This window comes from Candidatus Thiodiazotropha endolucinida (assembly GCF_001715975.1).
Taxonomy (GTDB): Bacteria; Pseudomonadota; Gammaproteobacteria; order Chromatiales; family Chromatiaceae; genus Thiodiazotropha; species Thiodiazotropha endolucinida.
In genome coordinates this window covers 170,604-181,968 of record NZ_MARB01000002.1, presented here as the reverse complement: position 1 = coordinate 181,968, position 11,365 = coordinate 170,604, and the positions used below count along the sequence as shown (strand labels likewise).

Here is an 11,365-nt window from a genome sequence, read left to right as displayed (position 1 = left end):
GCAGTTAAAATCACGCACAATTGGCCGGATTTATTAACAGCGGCGTTCAGAACACAGCAAAAAATGCTTAACTGGATAAAAATACGAACCTAAATCATACAATCATCGGGCCATTGACTGTTTCAGTGATGCAAAGCTACGCGCCCATACACCTGTTTTCTGAACCCTTGACGGCAGTGCAGAAACAGCTTTTTGCGCACTCACACGATCCGGAAACTCGCCCCATAATAGTGCATACAAGGGCTTCCCATTTCGGGTCATCTGAAGAGTATGGGTCTTACCAGTCAGACTGTTTGAATCGATATAACGTTGCAATGAAGCCAGGTTTTCAACCGCTATCAACTGTAACGTATAGTTATCCGCTGAACGCGACATAACCCATATTGCGGCAGTATCCCCGCCCGCCTCTTCCGCTGACCCAGAAGGCTCAACCAGCTCCTCGACCGCTGCGATAGGGGTTTCCGCTGATGTTTTGGATTCTACGCCGTTATCTGTAATCCGTCCCTCTGCGACTGGCTGGGAGTTGATTTCAGCAACAGGCTGCCTACCGGGCGTCTCAGGTTGGTGTTGCATGTCACTAGTTTCAACCATATCAGCAACGATAGGCTGATCCGATTTTGCCAACTGCTCAGATTCAACTTCTATCTCTGCAGGCGTTTCTTTAATTCCCTGCACTGCCGCGAACTCATCCCTGTTTTCGCTTGCGGTGCTCTCCTCCAGTACAGGAACGGCGGATGGCGATGCGCTGTTTTCCACCACTGAGTCGGTTACAACATCCAGCTTGGCGGTCGTTACTGATTCATCAATTGATTCAATCGTCTTTTCGGGGGCTTGAGACTTCGCATCCAGGTTTTGTACGGCTGCGCTCTCTACCACCGGGGCGGGGGCCGCTTCTGTTTGAGTCACCTCAGGCATCTGTATTTGCGACTGAGGCAGTGCTGCAGGAGCGGGCAGCGGTTCGATCCTATTCTCAACCTGTCTGGCGGGGGGCGCCTCGGATTCAGGCTCAATAAGAGAAGAGATCAGCCAAATGAACAGCAACACAACAATCAACAGTGGCAGGCCACCGATAAGTAACTGCTTTTTATAACCGCTTAAAAAGGAACCCTCTCTCTCATCATTGCCATTTTCACCCACCGCATTGAGGATTGCGGAGGCCAGCAGGCCGGGATTACCCCTTGTCTCCCTGTATATTCGGTTCAACTTAACATCATCCAAGGCCAGATTTTCCGAGAGACCTTCATTCTTAAGCAGAAACTGCATGTAGGCCGCCGCCTCCTGGCGCGTCATCACCGGCAGGTCGATGACCTGGATCGCCTGGGGCGACATAACCTGTAATTGAGGGGTCGAAAGGAGCAGGTCGATCTGTTCATCAGCAAACAACACAATACTGACCAGACGCACCCCGTCCAGTTGTCTTTCGAAAAGACGCAGCAATGTAATCAGGCTCGTTGGCGGCAACATATGCGCATCATCCACGAGCAATACAGGAATCCGCCCCCGTTTCCGCAATATTCCAAACCTGTCCACGAGTCGTTGCAGCAATTCGCCGGCGATATCCGGCAATCCGCTACATCGAGCGATGGTTGCCAACAGGCGTTCTGGCTGCATGGTGGGGTCGGCATCAAAATGGCACACTGACCAGTTTTCCGGCGCCAACTGCTGGAGCCTCGTGGCAAGTAACGTCTTACCGATACCGGATGGTCCTCTGACCAGCGGAACCAACTCACTGTTCTCTATTAAATGACGCACCAGATCAAGGCGTGCGCTCACTTCCGATGTGGAAAAAAAATCATTGGCGTCAGACATGCCAGAAATCCCCCTTGAAGAGGCTATCAACTACCGTATTGAGACAAGGTTTCATTCAGATTATGCATCTTAAAATCATCCGTTACCAAAGAGCTGCCGATCTCTTTCAAGAGCACCAGTCGCAGACGACCATCCAATACTTTTTTATCGACTGCCATCAATTCAAGAAACCGATCAACCGAGAGTTCAACGGGTGGCTCTATTGGAAGTTTAGCCCTTTCTATCAATCGGTAAATGCGGTCGCACGATTGCTCCGATATCCACCCCTCTCGCCTCGACAGGTCCGCCGCCATACACATACCTGTCGCAACAGCTTCGCCGTGCAACCACTCGCCATAACCCATACCTGTTTCTATGGCATGGCCAAATGTGTGTCCTAAATTGAGTAAAGCACGTTGTCCCGCTTCTTTCTCATCGGCTTCAACAACATCAGTTTTGCACCTGCAGGATCTTTCAATGGCATAGGCAAGAGACCCCGGATCACGGGCAAGCAAAGCATCCATGTTCTCCTCAAGCCAGCTAAAAAACTCGGCATCGACGATTAAACCGTATTTGATCACCTCAGCCAGTCCCGATGAGAGTTGTCTGTCATCCAACGTATTCAGGGTTGAAGTATCCGCCAGCACCAGCTGCGGTTGGTAGAACGCACCGATCATGTTCTTTCCGAGGAGATGGTTGACACCTGTTTTGCCGCCGACAGATGAATCGACCTGTGATAGCAGCGTGGTAGGAACTTGAATAAATTCCACGCCCCGCTGATAAGTCGCAGCAGCGAAGCCGGTCATATCGCCAATCACGCCACCGCCGAGGGCAACCAAGGTGGATCTTCTCGTAAAATGTCCTTTTAAAAGTGCGGTATAAATCCGGTTAAGGACCTCTAGTGTTTTGAACTCCTCTCCATCAGGCAGTATGCAGGTCTTTAATTCATAGTCTGACAGGGCTTCTGTTGTCTTATCCAGGTAGAGCGGGGCAATTGTTTCATTGGTGACAACCATAACCTGGCTGCCCGAGATATATTTCCTGTAATAGCTTGCATCGGCATAAATCCCCTCACCGATGAAAATCGGATAGCTTCTTTCACCAAGATCCACATCCAGTTTAGATTCGCATTTACTCAATATCATTAATCCTGTCTTTGACTTCAATGTTTCATCTTTTCAATCAGTTTGCGGATATCCTGAACGACCGATTGTGTATTTCGCCCCTCGGTACTGACGACAATGTCGGCTGTCTCTCTGTAGAGCGGGTCCCGCACTGCCATCAGCTCGTTTAGCCTGCCCTTAGGATCGGGAGTACTCAGCAACGGCCTGTTTTTATCTCTATGGGTACGCTCGTATTGCTGGCGGACCGAGCAGTGCAAATAGACTACAACACCTCGAGCCGAGAGCAGTTTGCGATTCTGTTCTCGCATGATAACACCGCCACCCGTAGCCAACACGACCCCCTCTCGCGCAGTCAATTCATCGATCACGGCACTCTCCCGATGACGAAATCCACTCTCACCCTCAAATTCAAAAATCGTTGGGATGTCGACACCGGTTCTGCGCTGAATCTCATGGTCGGAATCGACAAAATCCTTATGAAAAAACTCTGCAAGCTGCCTGCCCACAGTGGTTTTTCCCGCACCCATTGGACCGATTAGAAAGAGATTTTGTATACGCATAGTTTACCTGATGCAGACTTCAACGTTATAAGACCGCTTAAAACAGATATTATCTTGTTCAGGGGAAGCTGCACTGCCCATAGTTTAATTATCTCGTCATAAACAACTAAACTGCGTGTATGCAGTCAAGCCTTCCAGGCGATGGGACACATTGAGTATATAGCGAAGTATCTCAAACAGTTACAATTACTCCAAATAAAAAAAGGCGCACCGCCTGGTGCGCCTTGATGATTGATCTCGAAAGACTATCAGCGAACTGTCAATGTCTCCTTGAGTATCTTAGGTGTAACGAATATCAACAGCTCATTGTTGTTGTCTATTCTTTCATTCCGTCTGAAAAGGACGCCCGCATAAGGAATATCCCCAAAGAACGGGACCTTCTCCGTATTATTCGTTTTATTTCTTTCGAAAACACCGCCCAGCACGACAGTTTCACCGTTATCCACCAGTACAGTGGTCTCAATCTCCCTCGTATCGATGGGGGGAACACCCAAAACAGCCCTGGAAAAATCCGGGTTGTCTTTATTAATGACCAGATCCATTCTAACTCTGTCATCCGGTGTGATATGGGGAGTTACATCAAGTTTAAGCAGAGCCTCTTTAAACGCTATCTTTGTTGCACCGCTGGATGTTGCTTCCTGATAAGGAATTTCAACACCTTGTTTTATCGTGGCTTGAGTTTGATCCGACGTTATTACCCGGGGACTTGATACCAGTTCACCCCGGCCCTCAGTCTGCATGGCGGTCAGCTCGAGCTGGAGCAGATAGGTACCTACTTTACCCACCAGGAAATTCAATCCACCTGATGGTGCGGTAACAGGCAAATTGACCATCAATCCCTCTTGATTCTCCCCGTCACTGTTAATTTCTATTCCAGGAGCAATACCGAAGGTATTATCGATGTGCCCGGGTAATGCACCTGCCGTGAGGGTAAAGTTATCGCCAAATGAGCCATCAAAGTTGGCACCGAATCTTACTCCCAGGTCCTTTGCAAAGTCGTTGTTGGCAATCACTATTCTCGATTCAATAAGTACCTGTCTGACAGGAATATCGAGTCGCTGCAACAGGCGCCTGATATCTTCGAGTTTGGCTACTGTATCCTGGACAAGCAAGGTATTCGTGCGGACGTCGACAGTAACATTGCCACGATCTGACATCAGACGGTTTTCCTCAGCTTTCAGCAGTGCCGCAAGATCCTCTGCCTTGGCGTAATTGACCTGAATGAAATCGGAACGCAACGGCGCCAGCTCCTCGATTTTCTGTTGCGATTCGAGCTCCAGCTGCTCCCGCGCCGCCACCTCTTCCGTCGGCGCCACCATGATCACATTATCAATTTGACGCTTGGTCAGACCTTTGGACTTCAAGATAATATCGAGCGCCTGATCCCAGGGAACATTTTTCAAGCGCAGGGTTATTCGGCCTCCGACAGTGTCGCTGGTCACAAGATTCAAACCGGTAAAGTCCGCGAGCAATTGCAAGACAGCACGGACTTCAATATCCTGGAAGTTGAGCGAGAGCCTCTCACCCGTAAATATCAGGCGCTCTTTTTGCAGGGCCTCTTTTTCCTGACGCGTCAGCGATCTTACTTCAACAGTAAACACCTCGTTGGCCTGATATGCCAGGTAATCATACTCACCGGTCGGTGAAATCTCGATCCTTACGTTTTCCCCAACCGGCTTGGTCTCTACCTTGGTAATCGGTGTGGCGAAATCCATAACATCCAGGGATTGCACCAGAGAGGCGTCGATTTCGGTCTTAAAGGCCTCGACGACGATCTTGCCGCCCTCTTCCCGAACATCCACCGGTGTTGAGGGATTGGTCAATGTGACCATCACCCGCCCTTCGCCCGCTTCACCCCGTCGAAAATCGATATTGGTGATACCGTAACCGTCGGTACGAATCTCTGATGCCCCACCGCTGGATGGCATGACAGATGAGGGAGCTTTTGTGATCGTACCCGATCCGATCCCCTTATTGCTCACATCGAGAGTGACCAGTACATCCGAACCCTGCACCTCTGTATTATATCCCACTAGTGAAGTGAGATTGATAACAACCCTGGTCCGGTTACCCGCCTGTAATGCGGTAACGCTGTGGGCAGGTCCTACACCGATAACCTTGGTTTTATATTCCAGGTCGTTGCTGACACCGGTAAAGTCGAGCGAGATTCGAGCCGGATTTTCAGTCGTGAAACTGACCGGATCATCCACTGGCGCGGACAGACCCAATGAGATTTGAACCCTATCACCGGGCAGCGCTGAGAACTCTATGGATTTGAGAGATGCCTCAGCATAAGCAATCAGCGGTGCGCACCATAGGGTCAAGAGCAATATAGCGGCGTTGAACCTCATGCTCCTGGCTGCTCTCATTTCTGAATGACTTTTCCAATTGTGTCTGAGTGCCATTGGCAAACCCCTCATCTCGAATTCCTCTTGACTATTCCGCCAACGCTAGCGAAGCCTGACGCTCAATATACCCACCAGAACCATCCTGTACTATCTCAGTCAATTCGATTCTGTCTTCAGAAATCAGCAGGATACGACCATGATTTTGGCCCATATAGTTGCCGCTTTTAACTTTGTGTACAGTCCCTTCCTTGGTCTTCACCAATCCCCATGTGGCCCCGACTTGCTCCAGTGTTCCTACCATCCGAATAGAGTCCAACGGATAGCTCTCAAGCTCCTCTTTACGCCGATTGAAATCAGGACTGATCCCACTCCCTGCAACGCTCGCCGTTTCTGACTGATCACCGTAGACATCAAGAAACGGATTTCGGCGCCCCGTATCGGAGTAGATGAATGTCTCTATCTGCTTGATCTCGGGTAGCGGCTCTATACGTTCCGGTGGCTTAGATTTTTGCTCCGTAACAAAACCGTTTAACTCATCAAGATTAGGATTTGCACACCCGGACAGGGCGGTGACAGCCACAAGGGAAACCAGTACCAGGATTCTGTCGTTGAGGATACGCATACTCATTGACCTTCTTCCTCTTCATCGAGGTAGCGATATGTTTTTGCTTTCGCTTCAAGCAACAGATCGGCGTTTGCATCCTCTTTGGATGTCCTGCTTATCTTGATATCGTGGATCGTCACAATTCGCGGCAAAGCAGCCAACCCACTGATAAAATGGCCAAATTCGTGATATTGTCCAGTCACCTTGACCTGTATCGGCAGTTCTGCATAGAACTCTCTCGGTACCTCATCCAGCGGCTTGAAGAGCTCGAATTCAAGTCCGGACGCCAACCCAGTCTGGGACACATCAACCAACAACTCGGCCACTTCCGTCTTGTCAGGCAACTGTCTCAACATGGTACCGAAAGACTGCTTCATCTCTTCCAGCTGTTTTCGATAGGCATCAAGGTTCGCTGCCTTTCTCTGTTTTTTGGCGAAATCCGCACGTAGTTTCTGCTCCTCTTTCTGCACACCTTCCAAGCTTGCTATGTCATCCTCGACAATCAGGTAATAACCGGCAACCAAGACCAATACCGCTGCCAATACGACAACGACGAGTTTAATCGGTGTTGGCCAAATCCCGACATTATTGAAATCGAGTTCATTGAGATCGTCGATAATGCTCATTCTTCCACCTCCGCATTCTGGGAGGTTTGCTTCACCATCAGCTTAAACTGGCTGTAACCGGTGCCTGTCTTCTCTTTACTCTCGATAAACACCAAAGCGGGTTTTTCCAGCCATTCAGAGTCGTCGATATTACGCATCATGGATGAGACGCGCGCATTTGACTGCGCCTGCCCGGTAAATGTGACACTGTTCCCCTGCTGTTGGATTTCATCGAGAAAAACACCATCAGGAAGCGAGGTTACCACCTCATCGAAGAGATGCACTATTTGCGGTCTGCTACTCTGCAATTCCTGGATGATATTCATCCTGGCCAGAAGATTTTGCTTGGTTTTGTCGAGATCCTGTATTTCACGGATCTCTTTCTCTACAGCAGCGATCTCTTTCTGCAAATAGGTGTTACGGGTATTCTGGGCATCGATCTGGCTCTGGATGAGCTGATGCACGCCGAATACGATAAAGGCAGCTACCAGTGCCCCCGCCAGCACCATCAAGCCGAATTCCTTCTGGCGCTCTTTGCGCTCCGCTTCACGCCATGGGAGTAGATTTATGCGCGCCATCAGTCGAAACTCCTCAATGCCAGACCGCAGGCAATCATCAATGCCGGTGCATCAGCACTCAACGCCTGTGGCTTTACTCTGGACGAAACCGACATATTGGCAAACGGATTCGCTACCGATGCCGGGGTCCCCAACTTCTCCTCAATCAGATCGTCGACGCCGGGTATGGATGAGCTGCCCCCAGCCAGGATGATGTGATCAACGCTGTTATAAGAACTTGAGGAGAAAAAGAACTGCAACGACCGGCTGACCTGTTGCGCCATGGCCTCTTTGAACGGATCCAGCACCTCTGGCACATAGTTGTCCGGCAGGCCACCCTGCCGTTTAGCCATGCCGGCCTCTTCGATGGAAAGGCCGTAACGTCGCTGGATCTCCTCTGTCAGTTGCCTGCCACCGAAATTCTGTTCCCGGGTATAGATAATCTTGTTGTTGTGCAGGACATTCAGGGTAGTTGTGGTGGCACCAATGTCTGCGATGGCGATCGTCTGATCCTCACCATGCTCAGGCAGTTGATCCATCAATTGAGAGCAGGCATTCTCCATGGCATAGGCCTCGACATCCACGATCGAGGCGGAGAGTCCGGCCAGCTCCAGTGCGGCGACACGATCGTCGACATTTTCGCTACGGGATGCGGCCAGCAGCACATCGACCAATTCGGCATTTTTCTCAGAAGGGCCGATGACCTCAAAATCGAGGTTGACCTCTTCCAGGGGATAGGGGATGTATTGATCGGCTTCAAGCTGAATTTGGCTTTCCAGCTCCTGGTCGGAAAGGGCCGCCGGCATCGAGATGACCTTGGTAATGACAGCAGAACCTGATACCGCTACCGCTGCATGCTTGGCCCTGGAGCCGGATCGCCGAACCGCCGCGCGGATCGCCTCACCAACAGCATCGACTTCCGCGATATTCTTTTCGACGACAGCGTTACCTGACAGGGGTTCGACCCCATAGGCCTCTACCCGGTAGCTCGCGCCATTACGCCCCGTAGCTTTGGACAACTCCAGCAACTTGATAGCTGTAGAGCTTATATCTATGCCTATCAAAGGCGGTTTTTTTCTTCCGAATAGTGACATGCGGTTACCTAAACAATCCTTATGCCGCAGAACTTAACTAGGATTCTCTTTAAATAGAGTAAGTAACTATATAGCAGCAAATGATTTTTTTGTGAAGGCATTTTTTCACAAAAGAGCTAATAATGCTCACATTTTATTTGCTAGACTATCGACCTTCATACGGACCATTCTGGTCTGCCCTGATAAACTAATTCTGTGAACCAGCGCATGAAGTCGTTTTACAGACTCTTAAGATACCTCGTTTACTTCTTATTCGGCCTGTCATTGATAGGTGCCGTTACCCTTTTTGGCGCCTATCTTTACCTTGAACCCAAGCTGCCATCCATTGAAACACTCAAAGATGTCCGCCTACAGGTCCCCCTACGAATCTACAGTAACGACCACCTACTCATTGCTGAGTTTGGCGAGAAACGTCGAGAACCACTCGATTTCGATCAAATCCCGCCGATCATGATCAATGCCTTCCTCGCCGCCGAGGACGACCGTTTTTTCCAACATCCCGGCGTAGACTACCAAGGCATTCTCCGTGCCGCCATTCAGCTTCTGCTCACGGGTGAGCGAAGACAGGGCGGAAGCACCATCACCATGCAAGTCGCTAGGAACTTCTTCCTCAGCAGCAAAAAAACCTACACCCGAAAACTCAACGAGATATTTCTCGCACTGAAGATAGAACGGATGCTCTCCAAAGAGGAGATACTCAAACTCTACCTTAACAAAATCTATCTCGGCCACCGTTCATACGGCGTTGGTGCAGCTGCCTTAGTCTATTACGGCCGGCCTGTAGAAAAACTTGAGCTTTCTGAAATCGCCATGATCGCAGGGCTCCCCAAAGCCCCATCCCGCTACAATCCCATTTCCGACCCGGCACGGGCATTGGTGCGCCGAAATTACGTTCTGGACCGCATGCGGGAACTCAACTATATCAGTCAATTCAAGTATGACACAGCAAAAGCCGCACCGATAACCGCCAAGCTCCATACCACCCCGAGCGAAGTTGAGGCCCCTTACGTTGCGGAAATGGCCCGAGCGGAGGCGGTCAGCCGCTTTGGCCAGGATGCTTACACCAGCGGTTATAGTATCACCACAACTATCGACAGCCACCTGCAATCTGCGGCCAATCACGCCCTTCGGCAAGCTATCCAATCCTATGACAAGCGCCACGGTTATCGAGGAGTTGCCGGTCATTACGATATCGCTGACATCGAGGAAGATATCGAACTGATCGCCCTGCTTGAGGAGCTGCCGGAAGTCACAAGTATGAAGAAGGCCATTGTTACAGCCATTGGCGAGCAGAGCGCAGAGGTCCTTACCGCACAGGGCGAGCAGTTAACACTCGAATGGCCGGGGCTATCCTGGGCAAGTGCCTATGTCGATCACGACATCAAAAAGAAGGCGCCTAAGCAAACCCATGAGGTCCTTTCGGTCGGCGACCTGATCTACCTTTACCATGAGACTCCAGAAGAGGGTGATCCCTATTGGCGCTTGGCGCAGATTCCAGCCGCAGCAGGCGCACTAATCTCCGTCTCCCCGCACAACGGCTCGATAATGGCTTTGGTCGGAGGCTATGATTTTTATCTCAGCAAATTCAACCGGGTGACTCAGGCAAAACGTCAACCTGGTTCAGGTTTCAAGCCCTTCATCTATTCCGCCGCCCTGGAAGCAGACTTTACACCTGCCACCTTGATCAATGATGCCCCGGTGGTTTTCGAAGATGACGGCCTAGAGGCCGTATGGCGTCCGGAAAACTATAGCGGTAAATTTTTTGGTCCCACACGACTCCGTTATGCTTTGACGCACTCACGCAACCTGGTTTCCATACGACTGTTGCGCAAGATTGGGATAAAGCATGCTATTACCTACGCCACCCGCTTCGGTTTCGATAAAAATGATCTGCCTCACGACCTCTCACTGGCATTAGGCAGCGGTTCTGTCACACCGCTCGCCATGGCCGGCGGCTATAGCGTGCTGGCGAATGGCGGTTTTTATGTACCTCCGCACGTTATCGACTCGATCCGCGACGACCAGGGAAATGTCCTCTATCAGGCAAACCCGATCCAGGTGTGCGATGAGTCGATGCGACAACTGGCCGAGAAAGCTTCCCAACACGCCGAGGAAGCAACACCGCTGGAATCAGAGAATGCAGATGGAGAGACGGCAAGCGTGATACCACGCTGTGCCAAACGCGCCATAACCGAACAAAACCAATACCTGATGCATTCGATGCTGCGTGATGTAATTCAGCAAGGCACAGCCCGCAAGGCCCGCTCCCTTGGCAGAATGGACATTGCGGGGAAGACCGGCACTACCAACGATCAGCGTGATGCCTGGTTCAATGGCTTCAACCACTACCTGGTCACCACCACATGGCTCGGCTTCGATAATGTGGAACCGCTGGGCCGTGGAGAAGTAGGGGGCCGGGCAGCACTTCCCGCCTGGATAGACTACATGCGAGTGGCACTAAACGGTATCAAGGAGGTCATACCGGACATGCCGCCAAAAATGGTTACCATGCGGATTGACGTCGACACCGGCCAACCTGTGGGCGTCGGCAATACGAACGCGATTTTCGAGGTATTCGAAATAGACAATGCCCCCAAATTGCCGGATACGGGCCGTACCGGGCAAATCGAAGGGAGCGTCTCACCTTCAAACATAACCCCAATTGAAGACCCATTTTAACCGGCA

General features: G+C 50.8%; 9 protein-coding genes. 1 reads left to right on the top strand and 8 read right to left on the bottom strand.

All coding sequences use genetic code 11. The features are described 5' to 3' along the window. Positions 1-102 precede the first annotated feature (102 nt). The 8 genes from CODIS_RS02190 to CODIS_RS02155 all read right to left on the bottom strand — a co-directional run bounded on the left by CODIS_RS02190 (position 103) and on the right by CODIS_RS02155 (position 8,680). A complete protein-coding gene (locus tag CODIS_RS02190) occupies positions 103-1,809 on the bottom strand; it encodes an AAA family ATPase (RefSeq protein WP_069121090.1) in 1,707 nt (568 codons plus the stop codon). Positions 1,810-1,835: 26 nt separating this feature from the next. Then, on the bottom strand, positions 1,836-2,933 hold the full coding sequence (gene aroB, locus CODIS_RS02185) for a 3-dehydroquinate synthase (RefSeq protein WP_069121089.1): 1,098 nt from the start codon (positions 2,931-2,933) through the stop codon (positions 1,836-1,838). A 17-nt stretch (positions 2,934-2,950) separates the two neighbouring features. After that, positions 2,951-3,472, bottom strand: coding sequence for a shikimate kinase AroK (gene aroK, locus CODIS_RS02180; RefSeq protein WP_069121088.1), 522 nt, complete (start codon positions 3,470-3,472; stop codon positions 2,951-2,953). A gap of 248 nt (positions 3,473-3,720) precedes the next feature. Beyond that, positions 3,721-5,823, bottom strand: coding sequence for a type IV pilus secretin PilQ (gene pilQ, locus CODIS_RS02175; protein ID WP_235615107.1), 2,103 nt, complete (start codon positions 5,821-5,823; stop codon positions 3,721-3,723). Positions 5,824-5,908: 85 nt separating this feature from the next. Further along, on the bottom strand, positions 5,909-6,448 hold the full coding sequence (locus tag CODIS_RS02170; RefSeq protein ID WP_235615106.1) for a pilus assembly protein PilP: 540 nt from the start codon (positions 6,446-6,448) through the stop codon (positions 5,909-5,911). Further along, positions 6,445-7,050, bottom strand: a complete 606-nt coding sequence (locus CODIS_RS02165; protein WP_069121086.1) for a type IV pilus inner membrane component PilO — start codon at positions 7,048-7,050, stop codon at positions 6,445-6,447. Before CODIS_RS02165 ends, CODIS_RS02170 begins: the two co-directional genes overlap by 4 nt. After that, positions 7,047-7,607: a PilN domain-containing protein gene (locus CODIS_RS02160; RefSeq protein WP_069121085.1), complete on the bottom strand. Its 561-nt coding sequence runs from the start codon at positions 7,605-7,607 to the stop codon at positions 7,047-7,049. The genes CODIS_RS02165 and CODIS_RS02160 overlap by 4 nt, the downstream gene beginning before the upstream one ends. After that, a complete protein-coding gene (locus CODIS_RS02155) occupies positions 7,607-8,680 on the bottom strand; it encodes a pilus assembly protein PilM (RefSeq protein ID WP_069121084.1) in 1,074 nt (357 codons plus the stop codon). Before CODIS_RS02155 ends, CODIS_RS02160 begins: the two co-directional genes overlap by 1 nt. Positions 8,681-8,887: 207 nt before the next feature. Here CODIS_RS02155 and CODIS_RS02150 point away from each other — a divergent pair, with 207 nt between their 5' ends. Next, entirely contained in the window at positions 8,888-11,359 is a 2,472-nt protein-coding gene (locus CODIS_RS02150) for a penicillin-binding protein 1A (RefSeq protein ID WP_069121083.1), read from the top strand. Positions 11,360-11,365: the final 6 nt, after the last annotated feature.

Excerpts from the sequence above, each read along its gene's own strand:
- aroB (WP_069121089.1), bottom strand. The coding sequence starts at position 2,933 with ATGATATTGAGTAAATGCGAATCTAAACTGGATGTGGATCTTGGTGAA.
- CODIS_RS02190 (WP_069121090.1), bottom strand. The coding sequence starts at position 1,809 with ATGTCTGACGCCAATGATTTTTTTTCCACATCGGAAGTGAGCGCACGC.
- CODIS_RS02160 (WP_069121085.1), bottom strand. The coding sequence starts at position 7,607 with ATGGCGCGCATAAATCTACTCCCATGGCGTGAAGCGGAGCGCAAAGAG.
- CODIS_RS02155 (WP_069121084.1), bottom strand. The coding sequence starts at position 8,680 with ATGTCACTATTCGGAAGAAAAAAACCGCCTTTGATAGGCATAGATATA.
- CODIS_RS02150 (WP_069121083.1), top strand. The coding sequence starts at position 8,888 with ATGAAGTCGTTTTACAGACTCTTAAGATACCTCGTTTACTTCTTATTC.
- CODIS_RS02165 (WP_069121086.1), bottom strand. The coding sequence starts at position 7,050 with ATGAGCATTATCGACGATCTCAATGAACTCGATTTCAATAATGTCGGG.
- pilQ (WP_235615107.1), bottom strand. The coding sequence starts at position 5,823 with ATGAGGTTCAACGCCGCTATATTGCTCTTGACCCTATGGTGCGCACCG.
- CODIS_RS02170 (WP_235615106.1), bottom strand. The coding sequence starts at position 6,448 with ATGAGTATGCGTATCCTCAACGACAGAATCCTGGTACTGGTTTCCCTT.
- aroK (WP_069121088.1), bottom strand. The coding sequence starts at position 3,472 with ATGCGTATACAAAATCTCTTTCTAATCGGTCCAATGGGTGCGGGAAAA.